Raw genomic sequence first — 4,508 nt, forward strand, 5'->3', positions numbered from 1 at the left:
GTTGTGGGCGTACCGTTCCGTCAACGGGGAGGCTCGGAGTCTCTCCCGGCGGCAGACTCACGGGTGGCCCACCCGAGCCGCTCTGCCGCCCGGGGTCGGGGAAATCCCGCCTCCCCCGGGCGGCAGAGCGGCTCAGGAGGCCCTGCCGTCCGTCGGCGGGCGTGAGTAACGCCGAGCTTCGCCGTTCACGGAGCGGATCGGCAACAACTGTGACAACCGCGACATTCGTCATGACGCCGGCTCCTTGAGGACACGGTCCACCGGCACCTCGTCCGTGACGGTCACCGCCGACGGGTCCAGATCGGCCGGCGAGGGCATCACGCTGCCGGGCAGCTGTACGGCGGCCGCGCCGTGCGCCACCGCCGAGGCGAGGGCCCGCGGACCGCTGCCGCCCGCGATGAGGAAGCCGGCCAGCGAGGAGTCGCCGGCGCCGACATTGCTGCGTACGACGTCCACGCGCGCGCTCGCGAACCAGGCGCCCTCGCCGTCCACCAGCAGCTGCCCGTCCGCGCCCAGGCTCGCCAGTACGGCGCCGGCGCCCATCTCGCGCAGTTCCTCGGCGGCCTTCAGCGCGTCGCCGACGGTGGTCAGGGGGCGCCCGACCGCCGCCGCGAGCTCCTCGGCGTTCGGCTTCACCACGTCGGGACGGGCGCGCAGGGCTTCCAGGAGGGCGGGCCCGGAGGTGTCCAGGGCGATCCGCGCGCCCCCTGCGTGCGCCCGGGTGACCACATCGGCGTACCAGGACGGCGCGAGGCCGCGCGGCAGGCTGCCGCAGCAGGCGATCCAGGCGGCGTCGCGCGACTGTTCGCGCACCGTCTCCAGGAGCAGCTCCTGCTCGGCCGCCGACAGCTCGGGGCCGGGCGCGTTGATCTTCGTGAGCACCCCGTCCGACTCGGCGAGCGCGATGTTCGAGCGGGTGCCTCCGGCGACCGGGACGGGCGCGACCTCGATGCCCTGGGCGTCGAGCAGGTCGGCGACGAGCGCGCCGGGCGCACCGCCGAGGGGCAGCACCGCGACCGTGCGCTGTCCGGCGGCCGCGACGGCCCGTGAGACGTTCACGCCCTTGCCGCCCGGGTCCATGCGCTCGCCGGTGGCGCGGATGACCTCGCCGCGGTCGAGGGAGGGCACCTCGTAGGTGCGGTCCAGGGACGGGTTCGGGGTGACGGTGAGGATCATGCGCGCACTACTTCCGTGCCGCCGCGCTCGATCGCGGTGGCGTCTTCGGGGCTCAGCCCGCTGTCGGTGATCAGCAGGTCCACGTCGCTCAGGTCACCGAAGCGGGCGAAGTGCTCCTGGCCGTGCTTGGAGGAGTCGGCGAGGAGGACGACCCGGCGGGCGGCGGCCACGGCCGCGCGCTTCACCGCCGCCTCGGCGAGGTCAGGGGTGGTCAGACCGTGCTCGGCGGAGAAGCCGTTGGCCGCGACGAACAGGACGTCGGCGCGGATCTCGCCGTACGCGCGCAGCGCCCAGGCGTCCACGGCGGCGCGCGTACGGTGCCGTACGCGGCCTCCGACCAGGTGGAGCTGGACGCTGGGGTGGTCCGCGAGGCGGGCCGCGATGGGCAGGCTGTGGGTGACGACGGTGAGGGACGCCTCCAGCGGCAGCGCGGCGGCCATGCGGGCCACCGTCGTACCGGCGTCGAGGATCATCGTGCCCTCGGTGGGCAGTTCCGCGAGGGCCGCCTTCGCGATGCGGTCCTTCTCGTCGGCCGCCGTCGACTCCCGCTCGGCGAGGTCCGGCTCGAAGTCCAGGCGCCCGGCGGGGATCGCGCCGCCGTGCACACGGCGTACGAGTCCGGCCCGGTCCAGGGCCTTCAGATCCCGGCGGATCGTCTCCGCCGTCACCTGGAACTCCTCGGCCAGCGACAGGACGTCCACTCGGCCGCCGTCACGAGCCAGCCGGAGGATCTCCTGCTGCCGCTCCGGTGCGTACATGTCCGTTCGCCTCCGAACTGTGCCCGAACTTGTGGTTTCGCTGGGAGGCTACGCCCGGATTTCCGGAAAGTAAACAGGTTCGGGCTCAATCGGGCAGGACTGGGCTTTGAAGAGGGGAAACACGGAAACGGCAAGGGGCCCGGCACCGAGGTGCCGGGCCCCTCCCCGCTCTCAGCCCACCAGCGCGGGCTCTTTCTCCGTCTCCGTCTCCGGCGCCGGACCATCGGCCGCTCCCTCGACGTGCTGGGCCGGTCGCTTCGGCAGCGCGGACATCAGCAGGAAGATGACGCCCATCACCGCGGCGACCCACCAGAGCGCGTGCTGGAACCCGTCCGCGAAGGCCATACCGGCCGCCGTGCGCTCCGTCGCCCCGGCGAGCCGGTCGTCGACGACGCCGAAGAAGACCACCGAGACCAGGCCCAGACCCAGCGCGTTGCCCATCTGCTGCACCGTGTTGATCAGGCCCGACGCCGAACCGGCGTGCTCGCGCGGCACCTCGGAGAGGATCGCGTCCGTCAGCGGCGCCACGATCAGGCCCATGCCGACGCCCATCACGACCAGGGGCAGCGCCATCTGCCAGGGCGCGATGGACAGGCCGTAGTGGTTCGCCTCCCAGATGTAGATCAGGACACCGAGCGCCATCACCAGCGCGCCCGCCTGGAGCACCTTGCGGCCGAAGCGCGGGACCAGCTTCTGGACCGACATGCCGGCCGCCGTCGAGACCGCGATCGAGAACGGGATGCCGGTCAGGCCCGCCTTCAACGGGCTCCAGCCCAGGCCGAACTGCATGTACAGCGTCCAGACCAGGAAGAAGATGCCGAGCGCCACACCGAAGACGGTCTGTACGGCGATACCGGCCGCGAAGCTCTTCACCCTGAACAGGGAGAGCTCGATCAGCGGGGAGCCGTCCCGGGTCGCCTTCCGCTTCTCGTACGTCACCAGCGCCGCGAGGACGACGAGCGCGCCCGCCATCACCACGTACCCCCACGTCGGCCAGCCCAGCTCACGGCCGCGGGTCAGCGGGTAGAGCAGCATCAGCAGGCCGAGCGTGACGAGGCCGACGCCGACGAGGTCCAGCCTCAGGGCCTTCGGCGCCTTGGACTCGGTGATGAAACGGCTGCCGAGGATCAGGCCCGCGATGCCGACCGGGAGGTTGATCAGGAAGATCGGGCGCCATTCGAGGCCGAAGAGGTTCCACTCGGTGAGCAGGGCGCCGAGGAGGGGGCCGGTGACCGCGCCGAGGCCTACGACCGCGCCGAACAGGCCGAAGACCTTGCCGCGTTCGTGTGCCGGGAAGGTGGCGTGCACGATCGACAGGACCTGCGGGACCATCAGGGCCGCCATCGCGCCCTGGAGGATGCGGGAGGCGACCAGCATCTCCGGGTTGGCGGCGAAGCCGCACAGGGCGGAGGCGAGGGTGAAGCCGCCGATGCCGATCAGGAACAGTCGCTTGCGGCCGTGTATGTCGCCGAGACGGCCACCCGTGATCAGGCCCGCGGCGAACGCGAGGGCGTAGCCCGCGGTGATCCACTGGATCTGGCCGAACGTCGCGCCCGCCTCGCGCTGGATCGACGGGATGGCGATGTTGACGATCGTGACGTCGACCAGGTCCATGAAGGCGGCGGTCATCACGATGGCCAGGGCGAACCAGCGGCGGCGGTCGCCTGTCACGGGTGCTGAAGCTGTCTCGGTTGAAGTCATGGCCCGAAGGTATTCCAGCAATAGGTCAGATCGTGTCCTAGTGGTGCGGCATGCTCGGAAACATGACGACGGATACTCCGGCACGGCTGCTGACACTCCTCTCGCTTCTTCAGACGCCCCGCGAATGGCCCGGCGGCGAGCTCGCCGATCGGCTCGGGGTGTCCCGGCGTACGGTTCGGCGGGACATCGACCGGTTGCGGGAGCTGGGGTATCCCGTGCAGGCGACGAAGGGTTCCGACGGGGGGTATCGGCTCGTCGCGGGCAAGGCGATGCCGCCGCTCGTGCTGGACGACGAGGAGGCCGTGGCCATCGCGGTCGGGCTGCGGGCGGGTGCGGGGCACGCCGTCGAGGGCGTCGACGAGGCGTCGGTTCGGGCGCTGGCCAAACTGGAGCAGGTGCTGCCGTCACGGCTGCGGCACCGGGTGAGCACGCTCCAGGCCGCGACGACGCCGTTGACCAGTGGGGACGGGGCGAGTATCGCGCCCGAGACGCTGACCGTGATGGCGTCGTGTGTGGCGGGGCGGGAGCGGTTGCGGTTCGCTTACCGGGCGAAGGACGGGGTCGCGTCTCGGCGGGTGACGGAGCCGCATCGGCTGGTGTCCACGGGGCGGCGGTGGTACCTCGTGGCGTACGACCTCGATCGGGGGGACTGGCGGACGTTCCGGGTCGACCGGGTGAGTGAGCCGTTCGCGACCGGAGTGCGGTTCGCTGAGCGGGAGTTGCCCACGGGGAGTGCGGCGGAGTACTTGCGGCAGTCGATTCGGCCTCGGCAGGAGACGTACGAGGTGGTGGTCACGTTCGCTGCGGGGGTGGATGTCGTTGGGGCTCGGTTGCCTCCGTGGTTGGGGGTGCCGGAGGCGGTGGGAGGGGGTG

4 protein-coding genes are annotated in these 4,508 nt (G+C 71.7%); 1 reads left to right on the plus strand and 3 read right to left on the minus strand.

Features of this window, described 5'->3' with window-relative positions:
• Positions 1-228: 228 nt before the first annotated feature.
• From pfkB to L0P92_RS42400, 3 genes are all read right to left on the minus strand, one after another.
• The gene (pfkB, locus tag L0P92_RS42390; RefSeq protein WP_234768475.1) at positions 229-1,176 is read right to left on the minus strand and encodes a 1-phosphofructokinase; all 948 of its coding nucleotides are present in this window, start codon (positions 1,174-1,176) and stop codon (positions 229-231) included.
• Positions 1,173-1,934, minus strand: a complete 762-nt coding sequence (locus tag L0P92_RS42395) for a DeoR/GlpR family DNA-binding transcription regulator (protein WP_234768476.1) — start codon at positions 1,932-1,934, stop codon at positions 1,173-1,175. The genes pfkB and L0P92_RS42395 overlap by 4 nt, the downstream gene beginning before the upstream one ends.
• A gap of 171 nt (positions 1,935-2,105) precedes the next feature.
• Positions 2,106-3,635 (minus strand): MFS transporter, encoded by a 1,530-nt coding sequence (locus tag L0P92_RS42400; RefSeq protein ID WP_234768477.1) that lies wholly within the window; start codon positions 3,633-3,635, stop codon positions 2,106-2,108.
• A gap of 62 nt (positions 3,636-3,697) precedes the next feature.
• Here L0P92_RS42400 and L0P92_RS42405 point away from each other — a divergent pair.
• A partial coding sequence (locus L0P92_RS42405; RefSeq protein ID WP_234768478.1) for a helix-turn-helix transcriptional regulator occupies positions 3,698-4,508 on the plus strand: 811 nt, incomplete at its 3' end.

The sequence above is a fragment of the Streptomyces muensis genome, from assembly GCF_021474425.1.
Taxonomy (GTDB): domain Bacteria; phylum Actinomycetota; class Actinomycetes; order Streptomycetales; family Streptomycetaceae; genus Streptomyces; species Streptomyces muensis.